Source organism: Enterobacter sp. ECC-019 (assembly GCF_043974075.1).
Lineage (GTDB): Bacteria > Pseudomonadota > Gammaproteobacteria > Enterobacterales > Enterobacteriaceae > Enterobacter > Enterobacter asburiae_D.
Genome location: NZ_CP143759.1, coordinates 1830562 through 1850136, shown reverse-complemented (window position 1 = coordinate 1850136; position 19575 = coordinate 1830562). Strand labels below are relative to the sequence as shown.

The following is a 19575-nucleotide window of genomic DNA, read 5'->3' as shown; positions in this document are numbered from 1 at the left end:
AAACCATCTGTTACTCTGGCTGTGCTCACAGGAGGGAGGTTTTGATGACTAAGCGTTTTATTGCCTATTTGCTCTTAGTATGTGCATTTGCTGCAAATGCTGCGGATGGCGGTAATGGTGGGGACGGCGGTAATGGTGGAGATGGCGGAAACGGTTCGGATGGCACCGCCTCAACGCCGGGCCGCGCGGGTTGTCCGGGCGGAACAGATCCGGACCCGTCGGGAAAATTTTATCTTCCCGGAACAAAACAGCAGTGCAATCCGGGGAAGCAGGATGCAGTGAAAAGCGCCAGGCAATCAGATGCAGAGTGACAGTATGCTTACGCATCCTGATTCCACATCCTCACCTGCCTCCTGCTTCAGGCATTAATTGTTGCGCCGGAATACGCAGAACTAGACTTTCGCCTCCGCATGCAATGCGGCCTGAACAGCGGGACGGGCATTGATTTTTGCCCTGTACGCCAGTAGCGCGGGCCAGTCGTTGAGTTCAATTGAGAAGAACGAGCACCACCCCAGCACGGTGAAAAGATAGGCATCCGCCACGCTGAAAGACGCTCCCATCAGATAAGCGCTTGTGGAGAGCCTTTTCTCAAGAAAATCGAACCGCCTGAACAGCTTCTCGCGAAAAATAGTTTTGACCTCTTCGGGCAGCGCGCGGTTGAAAAGAGGTGCCGATCCCGAGTGTATTTCGCTGGTGATAAAGTTTAGCCATTCCTGAAGCCGCACTCGCTCCCAGCTGTCTGCACGCGGTGCCAGCTCCCTCTCCGGCTTGAGATCTGCCAGGTACTGCAAAATCGCTGGCCCCTCGGTCAGGATATTTCCGTCATCCAGTTCAAGCGCAGCGACATACCCTTTAGGGTTGATGGTCAGGAAGTCGCGCCCATCAGCGGTAAGCTTGCTCCTGTTGTCCACTTTAACCAGTTCAAACTCAATCGCCAGTTCGCGAAGCACGATATGGGGTGAGAGTGAACAGGTGTCCGGGGCGTAATAGAGTTTCATAATCTCTCCGTTAAAGCGGCTAAGTGATAAAGATTCGGTTTGCCTACACTGTGCTTAAAGCCGCTCTCACTGTAAAATTAATGATTCATAAATTAACTATTAGCTGAGCTACTGATACCCATGATGAATCTTTTGCACTGGCGCCTGGTGGTTGCCGTGGCGGACGCGAGTAATATTTCGCGTGCTGCTGAAGAGGTCGGCATGACGCAGTCGGGCGCCAGCCAGGCGATCGCGCAGTTAGAGGCCGCACTAGGATTTGCGGTATTCACGCGTGAGCGACGCCACATTGGTGTAACAGCCCTGGGCGAGCAGGTGGTCAAAGAGGCAAGGAGCATGCTGGCGCGACTGGACGCCATCCGTGTACTGGCGGATGAGAGCCGGGGGTTAAGTGGCGGACGCATTCGTCTTGCCAGTTTTCCTTCGGTGACATCCGCATTTTTGCCTGGGCTGCTGCGCGACTTTAAGCGCCTGCATCCTGAAATCGAGGTGGTGGTACTGGAAGGGACGGACCAGGAAGTCGAGGAATGGATTGCAGCAGATACGGTTGATCTGGGCGTGGTCCTGAACCCTGTTCCTGGGCGTGCTGAAGCGATCTTAGGGCAGGATGCATGGGTCTCGGTGTTGCCGGCCAGCCACCGTCAGGCTCGTTATGCACGTACGCGCGGCATCACCCTTGAGGAACTGGCAGACCAGCCCTTCGTGCTCGCAACCGGCGGTTGTGCCGTTAACGGAAAAAGCCTGATGGAACAGGCAGGCTTGCAGCTGTCTGACGTACGGGTGTCCGTCCGCGACTGGATCAGCGCCTGCCTGCTGGTACGCGAAGGTATGGGCGTTGCGCTGATACCTGAATCCGCCCTGCCGGATGAATTACGCGGCTTGTGCGTCGTGCCCGTTACGCCTTCCCTATATCGGGAGTTTGGGATGGTTTGTTCGCAGGCGGGCAAATCCTCCCACGCGACGCAGGCGTTATTAGAAGGATTGAAAATGAAAAGGTCTGCGTAAGGAGTTACGGCGGTGCAAACTGTGCCCGGCGGCGCTGCGCTTGCGCGGGCCTACGGTTCGTGTCGCGGGTAGGTTGGTTGGCAGTTTTGTAGGCCGGGTAAGGCGTAGCCGCCACCCGGCAATGCCCTTCTGGAAGCCGCCTCGCAAATCTGCAAACAACCTTATGTAATTCAGGGGGATCCCTTTTCATCCCTTCTTTGCGGTCGTAAAGTGCCTGCGTTGCGGCACATCCGTAACCGGGCATAGGAACCCGTTAGCATAACATGACGTTTTTTTAGACAAAGAGGATGCTAAATGGCGACTACTCCTGGATTTTCTTACGCGCTCTCTGAGGAAAGCGCAGTTCATCACCTCATCAACACTTCAATTTCCGATTCTGCGGATCTCTTCGAACTGGCCGATGCCTGTACTGCGTATGTCAGCGTGCTGGTGGAAACTGACGACGCAGTGACGTTTGCTACACTCTGTAAGCGATTGCTGGCTGCGCTTAAGCGACTGCGGGAGTGCTGTGATGCCGAACTCCCGCCGTATCTGGTTGAACAGTTGATTGCGGGGGAAAAGATTACCTCCTGTGTACCGGACTGCTGGCAGGAGACGACGTTGCAAGTGGACTATACTGTGGCGTTAACACTGGCGGTGATTGGCGGGACACTGCCTGCAAGCGTGGCGAAAGAACTCACCGGGCTGCTGCATGATATGGTCTGGCTGCTGGCGGAGTTTGTGAAGGAGCCTTATATCCAGGCGCACTGAGGCGGGTGATGGGAGGCCGGGGTTCTGTTGGATAAAAATCAGGATTTCGGCCTTACGCAAAGTACAACGTTGTTTGTTGAATGTCCGTTAAGAGCGAAGAGCAGACATCCTTGTTGCATGTCATCCATGAAACACAAAAACCCGCTCAGGGCGGGTTTTTTATCACATTCACTTATCTGCTCAGGCCAGTGCCGTCATCGCTGTCGTAAGCGTCTGTGTCATTATCGGCAATTAAAGCGTGACAACATTTCCTGCAGCCGGGCCTTTGGCACCATTCTCAATCGAGAACTCAACCTTCTGACCTTCGTCGAGCGTTTTGTAAGCGTTGCTCTGAATGGCAGAGAAATGAACAAAAACATCTTTGCTGCCGTCAGTTGGCGTAATGAAGCCGAAACCTTTTTCAGAATTAAACCATTTTACTAAACCAGTCATTTTATTTGACATAGATACTTCCTTTAATTTTCTTGAGCCACACGTTGTGGCGAACATGGCCTGCTTGCAGATGAGGACTTATTGGGCACTTAGGAGGAGGCTCATGCAGAAGAGTATCTAAGGATAACGCTTGAAATGAGGACTGCTTTACTAAAACTGCTTTCATAAGGTCTGTATGCCAAACCGATGACGCATCGTGGACTCATATGAGTTGATAAGCAAGATTATTTTTGTCAGCAATCTGGTAGGAAAACTTACAATTCAAAAGGGCAGTAATATTAAAAGCCCCGACCATTGCAGCCAGGGCTTTTAAGGTACTACAGACTTCAGATTTAACATTAATGGACTTAATAAAGTGATACTGCTATTTAAACTGCTTTCAAATGTACCCGTTCACTACAGATAATATTGGGCATTAATACTAAAAAGCCTCCCTCTATTTATCTCGTTATACACCGCCTACGCTTTCAAAAGCTAAGCGTGGCAACTTAAACAAGCACATCCCCCATCGCGACATATACACTTTGATGCGTTGCCCTTTACTGATACGGTTGCCATCAAAAAACGAAACCGCCAGCATAAACTAAAAAAAACAAGGCCTTACATCGTCGCGCTAACACTACCATTTTGCGAATCAGCACAATCACTACGAGGCATGAAAGCTAACTACATCCCAAACAACAAACTTCCTGGCCTGTAAAGCAAAATGGCTTAACCCAGAACTTCTTTCTATTCACTAACTGACTAACCACTTTCATTGTGCTGCTAAGTACTAATTTACTTATTTGAGATTTGCGGTCAATACTGTTTTTTAAAACATGTTTTTATTAACAGCGATAGTGACTGTGCTGCATCCCGCTATTCATTGTATCGATGCTTCTGGCACAGGACTGCCGTTGCAGCTCCCACCACCGGTTTATTCAGTCTTGCGCCTATCTGCCGCGATGCAGCATTTGTATTTGGAATGCAGCAACTCGACTTAACCAGTATTCATCCGGTACTTCTCAGTCCACTTGTCCGGTACTCCGCCGCTTTCCGCTAAGCCGAATTGCCACTCTGTATTGGTATATCGCGGTCTACTTTAACTACTGCGCCATGAACCTGCTAAGAGATCATTTTTTAAGTAACTTGCATTTTGATAGTTACTATGTCACTTTGCTTCTGAAAGCCACCAATTCATTCAGGTCTGCCCATGAAAAATGAACCGCTTTTTCACGCTCCCTGCCCCATCGCCCGTAGTCTTGGCCGCATCGGTGATAGTTGGAGCATAATGATCCTGCGCGACGCCTTTGCGGGCTTTACCCGCTTTGACGAGTTCCAGAAAAGCAGTAACGTCGCGCCCAATATTCTTTCGCGCCGCCTGAAGGCATTGGTAGACGATGGACTACTGGAGAAGATTTGCTACAGCAGCACACCGCCTCGTTACGAATACCTCCTCACGCAAAGCGGCCGCGATTTTCGCATGGTGCTGCTGGCGCTGGCGGAATGGGGTAACCGCAACTTCGCACCCGAAGGCCGTCAGATGCAATTGGTGGAAAGTGAAACCCAGCGGCACGTGGAGCCGATCCTGGTCGATAAAGCGACCGGTGAAGAGATTATCCCGGATAAATACACCATGGTGCCGGGACCCGCAGCCTCGCCGATGATGAAATACCGTCACGAATATTTGCAGCGCAAACGCGAAGGTTATAGTGGGCAAAAATTCCAACCCGAGTCTTATAGAGATGCCAGCGATGAATCCGGCCAGTAAAAAAAGAGCCTTCATTATGATCGTTTTTTGATTGCCGCTCTGCTGGTTCTATTGATGGAAATACCGCCGGAACACTAATATTACAGGAGAGTTGATTATGGGCGTTTCAGTTAAACGCATTGTCATAACCGGGATGGGGATTGTCAGCCCTCTGGGGTGCGGCGTACAGCATGTCTGGCAATCTCTGCTGGCAGGGAAGTCAGGTATTACAAAGCTTAGCGAGCAGTTGGTCGCGGATATTCCCTGCAAAGTGGCTGGACTGGTTCCGTCCATCGAACGCGATGCGTTGCACGGCTTCGATCCACTAGCGATCATCCCGGCCAAAGAGCGCAAAAAGATGGATCGCTTTATCGAGTTTGCGCTGGTTGCCGCGCATGAGGCTCTGACGCAAGCCAGGTGGTCGCCTGAATCAGCGGCAGAACAAGAACGCACCGCAACGGTCATTGCCACCGGGATCGGCGGGTTCGGCGAGATCGCCAATGCGGTACATACGACTGATGAGCGCGGGCCGCGTCGCCTGTCTCCATTCACCATCCCCTCTTTTCTTGCCAACCTGGCCGCCGGGCATGTGTCTATCGCCCACGGTTTCCGTGGCCCCATAGGCGCGCCGGTAACCGCCTGCGCGGCAGGCGCGCAGGCCATTGGCGATGCTGCACGGATGATCCACAGCGGCGAGGCAGATATCGCCCTCTGCGGTGGTGCAGAAGCGGCAATTCACCGTGTTAGTCTTGCCGGGTTTGCTGCAGCAAAGGCGCTTTCCAGCTCCTCCAACGACCAGCCGGAAGCAGCTTCCCGCCCCTTTGACCGCGACCGCGATGGTTTTGTAATGGGAGAAGGTGCCGGGCTTATCGTGATTGAGTCGCTGGAGCACGCGCTAGCGAGAGGCGCCACGCCGCTGGCCGAGCTTGTCGGCTACGGCACCAGCGCTGATGCTTATCACTTGACCGCTGGCCCGGAAGATGGTGATGGTGCACGTCGAGCCATGGAAATGGCCATTCGTCAGGCGGGGATCTCAGCAGAAGAGATTGATCATATCAACGCTCACGCCACCTCGACTCAGGTTGGAGACAAAGGTGAACTTGCGGCGATTAAAAAACTGTTTGGCGCGCATCCCGTCGCCATTACCTCGACGAAATCAGCAACCGGCCATCTATTAGGCGCAGCTGGCGGGATTGAGGCTATTTTCACCATTCAGGCGTTGCGCGACCAGATGGTGCCGCCGACGCTGAACCTGCATCACCCCGATGAAAAAGCGGAAGGTCTGAACCTGGTGGCGCTGGTGGCCCGCCCACAGAAGATGCGTTATGCGCTTTCGAACGGTTTTGGTTTTGGCGGTGTCAACGCCAGCCTGCTGCTGAAACGTTGGTAATAATAGTTCAGCTCCCCCTCTGAAAAGGTCGGTGGGGGACTTCCACCAGAGCAAAATATTCAGTCACTGATTTCCAACTAATACTCAGAAATGTATCCTTGAGAAGACATAAAGAAGTTCGCCTGACCAACTGGCGACAGGTAGCTAAGATCATTTGATGAGTACATTACGATCCCCTCGTCAAAACAGACAGGCATTCGTCCTGTCGAGACATGCTTCAGTGCATTGACAAACCTATTGAAACAATCATTTTTCATTTTTAGAGAAAGGACATTTATGAGTCATTCCACAGATATATCAATCGGTCTGCTCCTGTTCCCTGCTCTTACTCAGCTTGATTTGACCGGTCCGTATGAAGTCTTTACACGGGCTCCAGATACAAAGGTTCATCTCATCTGGAAAAACCTGGACCTTGTGGTTTCAGATCGTGGTATGGCGATTCAACCAACCACCACATTCAATGCATGTCCCGCACTGGATGTAATTTGTGTCCCCGGAGGGCCTGGCCAGATAAACCTGATGGAGGATGAAGAAGTCCTTTCATTTATCCGGGCTCAAAGTAAACAAGCAAAGCTAATAACCTCAGTTTGCACCGGAGCGCTTGTGCTGGGCGCCGCAGGGCTTCTGGATGGATATAAAGCGACGACGCACTGGGCTTCACTGGGGCAGCTGGAGTTGTTGGGCGCAGAGCCGGTAAATGAGCGCGTAGTACGTGACCGCAACCGTATCACGGGCGCAGGTGTGACTTCAGGTATCGATTTTGCCCTTAATGTCGTATCAGAAATATTCGGATCTGATATTGCACAAAATATTCAGTTGCATATGGAATATGACCCAGCCCCTCCCTTTAACTGTGGCTCGCCCCGCTCCGCATCTGAAGAACAGCTAAAAAAAGCCCAGCAACAAGTTGCGCCATTTATTGAAAAGAGGCTACAGGCTACGTTGAAAGCAGCAGCCAAACTTCATAAATAAGGGAGTAGCAAAAGGCGTTTCCCTTTTCATTTTCAACGTCTGCTTCTGGCACAAAGTGGACGTATCTTTCACACGCTTGCATATAATCTAGTTAGCAAAACTATCATCCACTACACTCCTTCTCAGCAAACAATTCCTGAATACGCTACGCAAATCAAACAAATACCCAAAACCGAGCCATACCATCCACTTTAATCTCTCATCACCACCTCTTAAAGTGTCCGCACTCAATACATGAGCGCCGTAATCACGAGCATATGGAAACTGCTGCTCATTACAGTTTCCACATTGTCAACTCACCACCCACTATCTATAATGTTTCCATTCTGGAAACAAGGGGCAAGGATGCACGTAGTCCCAAGAGCGCCTTTCGACACGGCCACCAGACAATTTCCTAATCAAGCACTCGCTCTGGACGATCTTTACCGGGTGCTAAAGAAGGAACACTACCCGTCACCGGACGATATGAGAAAGCGCTTCCCCAGCCTGGACAGGATGAAATACCGGGAAAAATGGTGGGTCATTGATGTGGGTGGCGGGCATTTAAGAGTGATGTTTTTTGCTGATTTTGAGCGTGGAAAGATCTTCATCAAACACATCAGCACTCACGCAGATTATGACAAGCTCACGGACCTCTACCGGAGAACGAAAGAATGAACTATGCAGCAGCTATCAAAGCGGCAAACGATCTGACCAACGCGCTCCCTTTCCTCGGCTCAAGCCCGTCGCGACAAGATTACGAGGATGCTCTGGGGTTGGTGGAGTATCTGATTGAGCATGACCCCGATAGTCCGCTGGTAGAGATGCTCACCGCGAAAATCGATAAATACGAAAACGAGTCTCAGGAGTTTGCAGAATTTAACGCGCGTGTTGCCAGCATTCCGTCAGGCGTTGCGTTATTGCGAACGCTGATGGACCAGTACCAACTCACTCAGAGCGACTTCGAGAGCGAGATTGGTAAAAAGTCTCTGGTGAGTCGGATCCTCAACGGACAGCGTACGTTGACCCTGGATCATATGCGTGCGCTGGCGAAGCGTTTTGGTTTACCGGTGAGTGCGTTTGTGGGGAATTGATTGATAGCAGGCTCTGTGCACCCAATCCGTGATAATGAGTCGTTTACATACAAGAACAAAGAGATGCTTATGAAAACAATTGAAGAACTGCGAAACGAGCTTCTAAAAATAGGTGAGCAATTAGGGGGAGGCACAAGGCCAAATCATTACTTCTTTATCCCTGACCAACCTGATGGGGTTGCAACGCCCTATCTTGAAATTCATGGAAAAGAATATCATTTTATCGTCAGTGAAAGAGGCCTTGAGATACAGCGAAAAGTAACGCTCAGTGACGATGAAATTCTTTATTGGTTTGCGGAGAGTGCCGTAGCGGGGCTGGCCTCAACTTATGCAGCAAACCATTCATCTGAACGAGAATTCAGAGAGGTTTATTTCAGAAGGCAATATAGTTTAATGCTCTCTATCAAGCCTGAATGGGCAACAAGAAAGCGCAAAGAAATCACTGAGCTTCTCCATTCGCAAAGAAGCGAACGTCGTTAACCCAACCGACTTGTTACATTCACTGCCCTCTTCCCCTATCTTTTCCTGGTAATTGCCTGCGACATACCATCTGTTATTCTGGCTGGACGTAAGGGATGACAAGGAAGAGAGATGCTGAACCCTGGATTCGTTACCCGCAAAGCGCTTGCTCAGTGGCAGGATGCTCCCGCTTTTCTCCCCCAGTTCCAGTTTCATGAAAAACACCTAACGGTCATTCACACTACCTACCCTGAAAATATTCTGCCGTTGATTGCTAACTTTGACGTCCGGCAAGATGCCGTGATTCGGCGGTTAATGTCTTTGCGTCAATTACCGCAAAAATTACTACGCAATCAGCAGCCTGGCTCGATCGACAACTTTGGCCTGCACAGTTTTACCCTTCTGAAAAACTCTGCATCTGAGCTTTGCTATGGCTTAAGGGGGCAATTCTGGCGTACCGATTTCGGTCTGGAAAACGTTCCGGATGCCAGCGCTTTTCAGACCCCAGCCGCGCCGGGCAGCGCGAAACTGTTGCTGCGCTACAAGGTAACGGAGCTGGCACCCGGCAAGCATGAACTCTCTACGGAAACATTCATCTATTGTCCGGACAGTCGCACTCGGCTAAAAATGTTAGCTTACTGGCTGATAATACGGGCGGGCAGCGGCTGGATCCGCAAAAGGACTCTGAAAGCAGTTAGGGCAAATATTGAAGGGCTGGGGTGAAATGCAAAAGAGAACGTTATGGCGTTCAGCGTTAGCACTTGACTTTAAATATCCGTTTCCGGAAGGTTTCTGTCGGAATGGAATGTCTGAGAAACAGCTATTAGCAAAGAGCGCCCCCTGGAAACCGCCTTTAAAAATGAATACCTTTATTGCGAATAGTCACCCTTAACACAAATTTAAGCGAAAAATTACCTGTATAGCATACTTATTTACCGGCCAGTTGCGTTTGCAACATACTTAGTTTAATCTATTGTTAATTATAAAATATGACAAAGGTCCATCTATGGAATGGGGATGTATAAAATGCGGGGTAGAAATACCTCAGGACAGAGAATTTTGCGATAGCTGTGAAGATAAAAACTTCAGGAAAATTGGAGGATTTCTCTTCTTACCTCTTATAGGTTTAGTGGTCACCGCTGCTTCCTATCTATTTGCAATGACTGATGCATTTAAATTTACGATAGAAAATTATTCGCATCTGAATACACATGCAAAAATATTCTTCATGCTTTCCCTCGCCATTTACATTGGCGAATTTTTATTTACAGTCACAGTTCTTTCATTTTTCATAAGAAAGAAAAAATCGCTACCAAAGCTTTATATTTTGTTTCTGATATCAGTCGTAACGTCGATGTCATTAAATACCTACCTGCTTTACGCGTTAATTCCTGGCGCTGAGATTGGATATAATGAACTTGTACCTATCTTTAGAAATGTGATAACAGCGTTAATTTGGATTCCCTATTTCATTATATCAGTTCGTGTAAAAAGAACGTTTATTCGATAAAAAGTACGAGTGGCTTCACCATTTTGATGATTAATCAGTCAGAGTTCTATTGATCCACCTCATGTCATCAAAACCGAGCGGACGGTGTCACCGTCCGCTTTTGGCACAAAACAGACATTCATACTCACATCTATCCCCCCACCGCCACGCTCGCCGACAGCCCCGCCACCAGCTCAACCCCCTCCGGTAACCTGTCGATATGAATGCGCACCGGCACGCGCTGTGCCAGCCGGACCCAGCTAAAGGTGGGCTCGACGTTGGGCAGGCCAAGCCCGCCCGTTTCATCGTTGCTGTCCCCAATCCCATGCCCGATGCTCTCCACGTGACCCGTGATGACCGGCTCATACCCCATCAGCACAACCTGCGCGGCATCCCCGACGCGAATATGGCGCAGCTTGGTCTCCTCAAAGTACCCCACTACCCAGAAGCTGCGGGCATCGACGATGGCGACCTTTGTCTCCCCCGCCGTCGCGTAGTCTCCGGGGCGAAGCCGTAGGTGCGTAACGTACCCCGAAACCGGCGCACGCACGGTGGCGTGCGCCAGATTCAGCTCTGCCAGATCCAGCGCGGCCAGCGCGCCGTGATAGTTGGCCGCCGCGACGTTCGCCGCGCTGCCGGTTTGCTGCAAATCCTCGCTCGAAATGGCGTTTTTAATCAGCGTGCGGCGGTGGGCCGCGTCCTGGCGCATCAGCATCTCATGGCGTTTCGACTCGACGTCCGCCTGCGCGCTGACCACCGCCAGCTTAAGCCAGCGCGGATCGATGGTGTAGAGCACATCGCCCCGGTTCACCCACTGATTGTCCCGCACGGCCACGCTGATGACCGGCCCGGAGACATCCGGCGCTATCTGCACCACGTCCGCCCGCACGCGGCCGTCGCGGGTCCACGGCGTTTGTGCGTAGTGTTTCCACATCATAAACGCCAGAAGCGTGGCCGCCGCGACGACGCTCAGCGTCAGCGCATAGCGAGCCAGTAAAGAGAGCAGTGATTTCATGACAATAACCCCAACGCGGTCAGGCCCTGCATTAGCAGGAAAAAGGTGACAATCCAGGTTGAAACATCCATCAGCGGGCGAAACGGCAATCGCCGGTAGAGCCTGCTGAGAGAGAAAAGCGCGACGAGGCTTAGCGTGCAGACCAGCACCGCGAGGGCGACCGTCAGCAGCCCCGGAATAAAAACCCCGCCGATATTGAGATCGTTAACCATGGTCTGGCTCCCGTAATGCACAGTGCAGATCCACCAGCCTGAAGACAAACTGGCGCGTATGTTCATCTGCCGCAGGCAGATGGCGTTCGATAAGGGTGACGATGCGTTCGCGTAAGGCGTGGCGGTCTGCGGCGTTTATCCGATGAAAAAGCGCGTCAACCTCACTGCCGGGCGGTGCGTCACTGCGGCGTAAATGCATGACCGAAAGCCCCAGGCGCAGCGCGTGTAGCAGCCGATCGAGCGCCTGCTCCGGCGCGCGCTCGCTGCGCTGCAGGCGCGGCAGCAACAGCGCGGTTCGGTCCATCATCAGGTTGATCCAGTGCGTTTCGTCGACCCGCAGCGTGCCCTTCAGGCTGCGGCGAATGTCGCGCTGGCAGAGGTTCAGCAGACGGTTGATGGCGCCATCCGCCTGCACGGTTTGCAGCAGGCTCATGCTGACGACGGCATAGCCGGTGGCGGCAAAGAGCGCGATGGCGGTGTTGGCCGCAACGGCGAAGTCTCCGCTGTAGCGCGCCCCCAGCTCGCACAGAATGGGCAGCGTCAGGGTAATCCCCATCGCCATAAACGTGGTGGGCGGACGCGCCTGAAGCGACCCGGCCAGCAGATATGCCGGGGCAAGCACCGCCACCAGCACCGGGAAATCGCTCACCAGCGGCAACAGCGCAAAGCTGTAGAACAGGCTAATGACCACGCCCCAGAACGAGCCAATAATGTATTTCACGATGTGCGGTGCCGGGATGTCGAAACTGCCAAACAGCGTGCAGCAGACCCCCAGGATAGACACCGCCGTACCGCCATCCGGCCACGCTGAGAAGATCCAGACCAGGCATCCGCTCAGGATGATGGCGAAAGCCCCCAGCGCCGTGCGGGCCGCGGTAAGAGGATCGCGGTGGAAAACGTAGCCTTTCGCCGCGCGGGTTTGCATCTCCCCAAAGACGGGTTTGGCGTGGAGGATAGCCCCGGAAAGACGTTCGCACTGCTGCAGAAGCGCGATAGCCTCCGAGAGGGAGCGAATAAAACTGACCTGCAGCGCGTCGTCAAACGTCTGCGCCTGCGCGGCATACCGATCGATGAGAAGCGCGCAGCGGAGCCGCAGCGCTTCTGCCGTGCTGCTGGCACCCGCGCCTTCAGCGGCAAGCCAGGCCTGAACGTCCTCCAGCAATGTCTGCGCGTCGGCGGGCAGGGTTCCGATCGCTGGCAGGCGATCGTGCAGTTCACAGTTGACGATAACCAGCCGCGCCAGCCGATCGTGGATCGCTTTTCTGGCCTGCCGCACCGGGGCAGAAAGGGCAAAATCGTACGGAATATGGTGGCTGATGCCCTGCAGGAACTGCAGCGCCAGGGCCAGATGCAGGGGGCCGGAAGCCGCGTCGGGTTTACCGGCTAAGGTATCCGCCACCCGCCCGCGCGCGACCTGTAGCGTCTGGGATAACTTAGCGTTGAACAGCCCTGATACGCGCGCGGGCAGCACATAGCGGTGAATCAGCGCCGCGCAGAAAATCCCAATCGCGATCTCCTGCACGCGGACAACGGCGACGTTAAAGATGCCGCCGGGATCGGACACCGCCGGAAAACCAATCAGGCTCGCGGTGTAGCCTGCCAGCACAAAGGCGTATGCCCGGGGCGTGCGTTCCAGCAGGGAGAGCCACAGGCAGAATGCGATCCAGCCCGTCAGTACCGCGCTGCACAGGACTGGCGTATTCGCGAAGGTGGGCACAATCAGAACGGTCGCGCTGGCACCTACCGCGGTACCGGCCAGCCGGTAGAGGCTTCGGCTCAGCGATGCCCCGACCGACGTCTGCGACACGATGTAAACCGTAATAATGGCCCACGAGGGACGCTCAAGGCCGATCGACAGCGCGAGGTAATAAGCCAGCATCGCCGCGGCAAAACTCTTCGCGGAATAGATCAGCGCCCCCGCATCGTTTCGCAGCGCGGCGGGGAGATGCACGTGATGAGAGAAGATGTTTTTCATGCCGGGATTATTACCGGCTTGCAGACCCGCTTAAATACTCTATTCTGTCAAAAAATACCTAAATGTTGCCAGAATCGTGAAGCCTCAATCTGCTACTACGCTGTATGACCCTGACTCTACCGCCAGCCCGGCGGTGGCGCGTCATCTGGACTTCGTGGATTACGCCGCGGAAGTGCCGGTACATACCCACCGCAAGGGGCAGCTGATTATTGCCCGATACGGTGCGGTCAGCTGTTACGCGGAGAATGACATCTGGATCGTGCCGCCGGACTGCGCCGTCTGGATCCCCGGCGGGATCCCGCACAGCGCCAAAGCGACCTGGAACGCGCATCTCAATTATCTGTTTATTGAGCCCGGCGCGGCGGCGCTGCCGGAAAAGTGTTGCACGCTCGCGATCTCGCCGCTGATTAAGGAGCTGGTCGATCGCCTAACCCGCGAGGGCGTGGAGTATCCGCCCGATGGCCACGTCGCCAGGCTAATCAGGGTCACGCTTGATGAGCTTGCCAGCATGCCGCAGCAGAAGCTGAGCCTGCCGGTCTCATCCGACCCGAAAATTCGCGCCATGGCCGACGCGCTGGTCAGCCGACCTGAGGACAGAAGCACCCTGAAGGAGTGGGCGAAACGGCTTGCCCTCAGCGAGCGCTCGTTTGCCCGCCTGATGCAGCGCGAGACCGGGCTGAGCTTCGGGCGATGGCGCCAGCAGCTGCATTTGATTATTGCCCTGCGGGAGCTGGCAAGCGGCGTACCCGTCCAGAACGTGGCGACAACGCTCGGGTACGAATCCGTGAATGCGTTTATCACCATGTTCCGAAAAGCGATGGGCAGCACGCCCGCCCACTACTTTGCCGAACGGAAAAACAACGGCCGTTAGCCCGGCCCCTCGCTCCCCGCCGCCAGCAGCGGCACCACCACGTCGCTGATGGGCACCGCAATACCGTGTTTGCGGCCGTAGCGCTGGATCACGCCGTTGCGGATATCCCACTCCATCGGACGATCGGCCTGACGGTCGGCAAGGATCGAGGTGCCCAGGTCCTCAGGCGCGCGCTGGAAGTTCGCCAGAATCTCCTGGGCCACAGCATCGTCCAGCTTCGCCCCTTCGGCGCGGGCGACGTCAAGTCCCTCGCGCAGGTAGGCCAGCGCAAGTTCGCTGACATCCTCACGCCTGAACATCCCGGCGCGGCGGTTGGCCAGCACCATCAGCCCGGCCACCGCATTTTGCAGCAGCTTGCGCCAGGCGACGGTGGCGAAATCTGTTGAGAGCTCAACTTGACAGCTCGTACCGCGAAGCGCCTCCACTACCCGCTGCGCCTGCGGCACGTCCGGCAGCGTCAGGCGCGGTTTGGCGCGCAGCCACACGGAAGCATCCGGTTCGCGCTGCGCGGGGAACCAGACTACCGACGGCAGCACCGTTGTGCCGTTAACCCACGCCTCAAGCTGGGCTTTTTGCTCCACGCCGTTTTGCAAGGCGCAGACCACGGTGTTTTCATCGCACAGCGCGCGCAGCCACCCGGCGCTGTCGGCATTTTGCGTCGTTTTTACCGCCACAAACACCAAATCGACAGGGCGCGTGATAACGGCCGGATCGGTTAATACCGGACCGGGCACCACGGTTTCACCCTCGTCGTGGCGCAGGCGTAATGCCGGATGCGCGGTGCGTCCGCACAATAGCGGCGTACGGCCCGCGTCATGCAGCACCGCGGCGATAGTGGTCCCAATTGCGCCAGGCCCAATCAGCGCAATCACTGGATTGTCAGACATGGTTAACTCCCCTTTTCGCTAAGCCTGCTAACAGTTATACCACCCTGAAAAGTGAGCGCCACGTCGTTGTCTATACTCAACACACAACAGTCAACGGAGTGCGCCATGCCTTTACCCGATTTTAAGTCCTCTGAACCTTTCACCCTCGGCATCGAACTCGAACTGCAGGTGGTTAACCCGCCGGGCTACGATCTGAGCCAGGACTCCTCCGCGCTTATCGCCGCCGTCAAAGACGACATCAAAGGCGGCGAGGTCAAACACGACATCACTGAAAGCATGCTCGAAATCGCCACCGGCGTGTGCCAGAACATCGACCAGGCGGCGGCGCAGTTCTCGGTGATGCAGCAGAGCATCCTGCGCGCGGCGGCGGAGCAGCATATCCAGATCTGCGGCGGCGGGACGCATCCGTTCCAGAAGTGGCAGCGGCAGGAGGTGTGCGACGACGAGCGCTATAACGTCACGCTGGAGCGCTTTGGCTATCTGATTTTGCAGGCAACGGTGTTCGGCCAGCACGTGCATGTGGGGTGTCGAACCGGGGACGACGCGATTTACCTGCTGCACGGCCTGTCGCGCTTCGTGCCGCACTTTATCGCCCTGGCGGCCGCCTCGCCGTATATGCAGGGCACGGACACGAAATTCGCCTCGTCGCGACTGAACATTTTTTCGGGGTTCCCGGATAACGGCCAGATGCCGTGGGTCAACAGCTGGCAGGAGTTCGAGGGGCTGTTCCGCCGCCTGAGTTCGACCAGCATGATCGACAGCATTAAGGATCTGCACTGGGACATCCGCCCCAGCCCGCACTTCGGCACCGTCGAGGTGCGGGTGATGGATACGCCGCTGACGCTCGGCCACGCCATTAACATCGCCGGGCTTATTCAGGCGACGTCCCACTGGCTGCTGACCGCGCGGCCCTATAAGCATCAGGAAAAAGATTTTCTGCTGTACCGCTTTAACCGTTTTCAGGCCTGTCGCTACGGGCTGGAGGGGATCCTGACGGACGTGCACACCGGCGAGCACAAAACCGTGGCGGAAGACATTTCGTGGCTGCTGGAGCAGGTTGCGCCGTCGGCTGAGAAGCTCGGCGCGACGAGCGCAATCAATGAAATCGCCCTGCTGTTAAAACAGGGCAAGAGCGAGGCGCAGCGCATGCGGGAGTTTATCGCCGACGGCGGCTCGCTGATTTCTCTGGTGCAGAAGCACTGCGAGCTGTGGGCGACGAGTCCGTAAGGCCGTGGCCCCACTCGCGCAGGCGCTGGAATAGCACGAACAGCGCGGGGATGAACAGGATCCCCACCACGGTCGCCACCAGCATGCCGCTGAACACCGTGGTGCCGATGATGCGGCGGCTTTGGGCACCTGCCCCGGTCGCCAGCATCATGGGCAGGACGCCGATAATGAACGACACGGCGGTCATCATCACCGCGCGGAAGCGGCGCGAGGCCCCTTCACGTGCGGCATCAACAATCGCCATCCCGTCCATGCGCCGCGCGCGGGCGAACTCCACGATAAGAATGGCGTTTTTAGCCGCTAGCGCGATCAGCAGCACCAGACCTATCTGCACGTACACGTCGTTGGCGTAGCCCGCCAACCACAGCCAGACCAGCGCCCCGCCGATGGCGAACAGCACCGAGAGCATCACGCTCGCCGGGAGCGTCCAGCTCTCGTACTGGGCAACGAGGAACAGCCACGCCATCACCACCGCCGCCAGCACGATCCATATCGCCTGATTGCCGGTCTGCTGCTCCTGATAAGACATGCCGCTCCAGGCGTAGTCGTATCCCGCTGGCAAATTCTCCGCCAGAAGTTCGCCCATCGCCGCCATCGCGGTGCTGCTGCTCACCCCAGCCGCCGCCGAGCCGCTCACCGACACGGACGGGAACTGGTTGTACTGCTGCAGGAACGGCGCGCCGACGGTCGGCGTAATGGTGACCAGATTGCTCAGGCGCACCCGCTCGCCGCTGTTGCTGCGCACGAACAGCTCGCTGATTTGCCCGGCGCGCTCGCGCCACTGCATCTCGTTTTGCATCACCACGTGGTAGACGCGGTTGTTGACGCTGAAATCCCCGGCGCGCGTGCCGCCAAAGGCGGTTTGCAGGCTGCTGAAGATGCGCGACACCGGCACGTCGAGGTGCGCGGCGCGCTCGCGGTCAACGGTCAGCGTCAGCTGCGGCACGTTGCTGCTCCAGGTGGTGAACACGCGGCTCAACTGCGGATGCTGGTTAGCTTTCGCCAGCACCTCACGCGTGACGCGCTCCAGCTCCGCCGGGCTCTGCCCCGCCTGCGCCTGGATGCGCAGGTCGAAGCCGGAGGCGTTGCCCAGCCCCGGCAGCGTCGGCGGCGCGAAGGTCATGATGGTCGCCTCCGGCAGGGCCAGCAGCTGGCGCTGCAGGGTGCCCATCACCTCGTCCATCGGCGGACGCTCGCTCCAGTCTTTGAGCATGATGGAGATAAACCCGCCGTTGGAGGCGCTGGTGCCGTTGAGAATGTTAAACCCGGAGACCTGAATCACGTCCTCCACCGCCGGGTTTTTGGCGATGAGTTCACGCGCCGTGGTCATCACCGCCTCGGTGCGCTCCAGCGAGGCCGCTTCCGGCAGCTGGACGCTGGCGAAGAAGTAGCCCTGGTCCTCCTGCGGCAGGAAGCCTTTTGGCATCGACATAAAGCTGAACGCCACCACGGCCGCCGCGCCCGCGGTAGCCAGCAGCGCCAGCCACGGACGCTGGTTTAAGACATGCACGATGCGGGTGTAGAAACCGCGCGTGGCGTCCAGCCCGCGGTTAAAGGCGCGATAGACTGCCGCAGGTTTCTCCGGGCGCGGACGCAGCAGCATCGCGCACAGGGCGGGCGTCAGGGTCAGCGCCACGAGGCTTGAGAGCGTGACGGCGGTGGAGAGCGTCACCGCGAACTGGCGGTACAGCTCGCCGACAATCCCCGGCAGGAGCGCCACCGGCACAAACACCGCCAGCAGCACCAGCGTCGTTGCGATGACCGGCCCGGCAATCTGGCGCAGCGCCAGCGCGGTCGCCGCCGTGCGGCTCTGCCCTTCCGCCATCAGCGTTTCGACGCTCTCCACCACCACGATGGCGTCATCCACCACCATGGTCAGCGCCAGAATGATGGCGAACAGGCTGAGGGTGTTGGCGGAGTAGCCGAGCGTGTAGAGCACCGCGAAGGTGCCCACCAGCGACACCGGAATGGCGAGCGCCACAATCAGCGTCGCGCGCCAGCTCTGCAGGAACAGGGAAACGACCACCACAACCGCCAGCATCGTCAGCGCCAGCGAGACGCCGATCTCCTTAATGGTGGAGGCAACAAAAGAGGTAGTGTCGAATTTCACCTCGTAGACCAGGTCGTCCGGGAAGCGCGTCGAGAGGCGCTCCAGCTCCGCGCGCACCGCGTCGGCCACGCGCAGGGCGTTGGCGGACGGCGTCGGGTAGATGCCGAGGTAGGCGGAGTCGTGCCCGTTCAGCTGCGCGCCCGAGCTGTAGCTGCGCGAGCCGAGTTCAATGGTGGCGATGTCCTTCAGGCGCACCAGTTGGCCCATCTCCCCGGCGCGAATAATGATGTTGGCAAAGTCGTCGGCCTGGCTTAAGCGCCCCAGCCCGTTGATGGTCAGCGTCTGCTGCTGGCCGTTAAACACCGGCGGCGTGCCGACCTGGCCTGCCGCCCCCTGCACATTCTGCTCGCGCAGCGCCTGCGCCACGTCGTCGGTGGTGACGTTCAGGGCGTTCATGCGGTCCGGACGCAACCAGATGCGCATGCTGTAGTCGCGCGCACCGAACATCTGCACCTGTCCGACGCCCGGCAAGCGAGACAGCGCCTCGCGCACCTGGGTGCTGGCGTAGTTGCTGACGAACAGCGGCGTGTGGGTGTTATTCGGTGAGTAAAGACTTACCCCCATCATCAGGTTGGTGGCCCGCTTGCGTACCTGCACGCCATTTTGCTGCGCCTCGGTCGGGAGCTGCGCCACGGCCTGCGCCACGCGGTTTTGCACGTCGATGGCGGCGAGGTCCGGATCGGTGCCCGCCGCAAAGGTAATGTTCAGGCTGTACGTGCCTTCGTCCGAACTGGTCGACTCCATATAGAGCATGTGATCCACGCCGTTCAGCTGGGTCTCCAGCGGCGTGGCGATGGCCTCCGCCACGTCGGCCGAGCTGGCGCCCGGCCAGCTGGCCGACACATTCACCACCGGCGGCGTGATCTGCGGGTACTGCTCCACCGGGATAATCCTCAGCGCGATGGCCCCCAGCAGGGTAATGACCAGCGCAATCACCATCGCGAAGCGCGGGCGTTTGATGAAAAACGTCAGCATGATGGCTCC

20 protein-coding genes are annotated in these 19575 nt (G+C 56.3%); 13 read left to right on the top strand and 7 right to left on the bottom strand.

The window, feature by feature from the left end; translation table 11 throughout:
* The first annotated feature begins 44 nt into the window (after positions 1-44).
* Entirely contained in the window at positions 45-311 is a 267-nt protein-coding gene (locus V1566_RS08635) for a hypothetical protein (RefSeq protein WP_395305612.1), read from the top strand.
* Positions 312-392: 81 nt separating this feature from the next.
* Here V1566_RS08635 and gstA read toward each other — a convergent pair whose 3' ends face one another.
* Positions 393-998 carry a glutathione transferase GstA gene (gene gstA / locus V1566_RS08630; protein ID WP_395305611.1) on the bottom strand — a complete coding sequence of 202 codons (606 nt, stop codon included), beginning with the start codon at positions 996-998 and terminating at the stop codon, positions 393-395.
* A gap of 120 nt (positions 999-1118) precedes the next feature.
* On the opposite strand from gstA, the gene V1566_RS08625 reads away from it, so the two are divergent.
* Positions 1119-2000 (top strand): LysR family transcriptional regulator, encoded by an 882-nt coding sequence (locus V1566_RS08625; protein ID WP_395305610.1) that lies wholly within the window; start codon positions 1119-1121, stop codon positions 1998-2000.
* A 294-nt stretch (positions 2001-2294) separates the two neighbouring features.
* Positions 2295-2750 carry a hypothetical protein gene (locus V1566_RS08620; RefSeq protein WP_395305609.1) on the top strand — a complete coding sequence of 152 codons (456 nt, stop codon included), beginning with the start codon at positions 2295-2297 and terminating at the stop codon, positions 2748-2750.
* A 231-nt stretch (positions 2751-2981) separates the two neighbouring features.
* On the opposite strand, the gene cspA is transcribed toward V1566_RS08620, so the two are convergent.
* Complete coding sequence (cspA, locus tag V1566_RS08615; protein WP_395305608.1) at positions 2982-3194, bottom strand: RNA chaperone/antiterminator CspA; 213 nt, start codon at positions 3192-3194, stop codon at positions 2982-2984.
* A gap of 1180 nt (positions 3195-4374) precedes the next feature.
* Here cspA and V1566_RS08610 point away from each other — a divergent pair.
* The 8 genes from V1566_RS08610 (at position 4375) to V1566_RS08575 (ending at position 10315) form a co-directional block, all read left to right on the top strand.
* A complete protein-coding gene (locus tag V1566_RS08610; RefSeq protein WP_395305607.1) occupies positions 4375-4932 on the top strand; it encodes a winged helix-turn-helix transcriptional regulator in 558 nt (185 codons plus the stop codon).
* A 97-nt stretch (positions 4933-5029) separates the two neighbouring features.
* The gene (gene fabF / locus V1566_RS08605) at positions 5030-6301 is read left to right on the top strand and encodes a beta-ketoacyl-ACP synthase II (protein WP_395305606.1); all 1272 of its coding nucleotides are present in this window, start codon (positions 5030-5032) and stop codon (positions 6299-6301) included.
* A gap of 276 nt (positions 6302-6577) precedes the next feature.
* Entirely contained in the window at positions 6578-7273 is a 696-nt protein-coding gene (locus V1566_RS08600; RefSeq protein WP_049085678.1) for a DJ-1/PfpI family protein, read from the top strand.
* A gap of 345 nt (positions 7274-7618) precedes the next feature.
* On the top strand, positions 7619-7930 hold the full coding sequence (locus V1566_RS08595) for a type II toxin-antitoxin system HigB family toxin (RefSeq protein WP_395305605.1): 312 nt from the start codon (positions 7619-7621) through the stop codon (positions 7928-7930).
* Entirely contained in the window at positions 7927-8346 is a 420-nt protein-coding gene (locus V1566_RS08590; RefSeq protein WP_395305604.1) for a type II toxin-antitoxin system HigA family antitoxin, read from the top strand. Before V1566_RS08595 ends, V1566_RS08590 begins: the two co-directional genes overlap by 4 nt.
* A gap of 69 nt (positions 8347-8415) precedes the next feature.
* Positions 8416-8826 (top strand): Imm63 family immunity protein, encoded by a 411-nt coding sequence (locus V1566_RS08585; RefSeq protein ID WP_395305603.1) that lies wholly within the window; start codon positions 8416-8418, stop codon positions 8824-8826.
* Between the two features lie 111 nt (positions 8827-8937).
* Positions 8938-9528, top strand: coding sequence for a hypothetical protein (locus V1566_RS08580; protein ID WP_395305602.1), 591 nt, complete (start codon positions 8938-8940; stop codon positions 9526-9528).
* Positions 9529-9811: 283 nt separating this feature from the next.
* Entirely contained in the window at positions 9812-10315 is a 504-nt protein-coding gene (locus tag V1566_RS08575; RefSeq protein ID WP_395305601.1) for a DUF2569 domain-containing protein, read from the top strand.
* Positions 10316-10445: 130 nt separating this feature from the next.
* Here the strand turns inward: V1566_RS08575 and V1566_RS08570 are convergent, their stop codons facing one another.
* Genes V1566_RS08570 through V1566_RS08560 form a run of 3 tightly spaced genes read right to left on the bottom strand, consistent with a single transcriptional unit; the run spans position 10446 to position 13496 of the window.
* The gene (locus V1566_RS08570) at positions 10446-11309 is read right to left on the bottom strand and encodes an efflux RND transporter periplasmic adaptor subunit (protein ID WP_395305600.1); all 864 of its coding nucleotides are present in this window, start codon (positions 11307-11309) and stop codon (positions 10446-10448) included.
* A complete protein-coding gene (locus tag V1566_RS08565) occupies positions 11306-11521 on the bottom strand; it encodes a DUF1656 domain-containing protein (protein WP_395305599.1) in 216 nt (71 codons plus the stop codon). The genes V1566_RS08570 and V1566_RS08565 overlap by 4 nt, the downstream gene beginning before the upstream one ends.
* On the bottom strand, positions 11514-13496 hold the full coding sequence (locus tag V1566_RS08560; RefSeq protein ID WP_395305598.1) for an FUSC family protein: 1983 nt from the start codon (positions 13494-13496) through the stop codon (positions 11514-11516). Before V1566_RS08560 ends, V1566_RS08565 begins: the two co-directional genes overlap by 8 nt.
* Before the next feature lie 76 nt (positions 13497-13572).
* Between V1566_RS08560 and V1566_RS08555 the strand changes: the two genes are divergently transcribed.
* On the top strand, positions 13573-14367 hold the full coding sequence (locus V1566_RS08555) for an AraC family transcriptional regulator (protein ID WP_395305597.1): 795 nt from the start codon (positions 13573-13575) through the stop codon (positions 14365-14367).
* Here the strand turns inward: V1566_RS08555 and V1566_RS08550 are convergent.
* A complete protein-coding gene (locus V1566_RS08550) occupies positions 14364-15254 on the bottom strand; it encodes an oxidoreductase (protein ID WP_395305596.1) in 891 nt (296 codons plus the stop codon). The genes V1566_RS08555 and V1566_RS08550 overlap by 4 nt on opposite strands.
* A 105-nt stretch (positions 15255-15359) precedes the next feature.
* On the opposite strand from V1566_RS08550, the gene V1566_RS08545 reads away from it, so the two are divergent.
* Positions 15360-16481: a YbdK family carboxylate-amine ligase gene (locus V1566_RS08545; RefSeq protein WP_395305595.1), complete on the top strand. Its 1122-nt coding sequence runs from the start codon at positions 15360-15362 to the stop codon at positions 16479-16481.
* Here the strand turns inward: V1566_RS08545 and V1566_RS08540 are convergent.
* Entirely contained in the window at positions 16411-19566 is a 3156-nt protein-coding gene (locus V1566_RS08540; RefSeq protein WP_395305594.1) for an efflux RND transporter permease subunit, read from the bottom strand. The two genes, V1566_RS08545 and V1566_RS08540, sit on opposite strands and share 71 nt — an antisense overlap.
* Between the last annotated feature and the right edge of the window lie 9 nt (positions 19567-19575).